Annotated in this window: 1 protein-coding gene; it reads right to left on the bottom strand. The window is 50.4% G+C overall.

Annotated features, from left to right (window positions below; genetic code table 11):
- Positions 1-228 (bottom strand): SH3 domain-containing protein (locus tag AC0C45_RS30330; RefSeq protein ID WP_472929337.1); only part of this gene is annotated, 228 nt, incomplete at both ends.

Raw genomic sequence — 228 nt, 5'->3', positions numbered from 1 at the left:
CAGAATCTTTATCTGGCGCAGAAGAACCGGAGCTTGCTTGTAGGTACTGACTTGCTACCCAGCCCGTTTGACCGCTTGCCGTTTTAACCTGTGACCAAGACCCGCTTTCTTTTACCACCGTTACTTTCGAATTGCGCGGTAAGTTCGTCACAATGGACGCGCTTGTGCTCGCAGAAGAACGAACGTTTAATGAACTGGCGTTAACGACCGCTGGCTTCGATGTTGTAG

This window comes from Priestia sp. VA7 (assembly GCF_055710015.1).
This window is presented reverse-complemented; position numbering and strand designations above follow the sequence as displayed.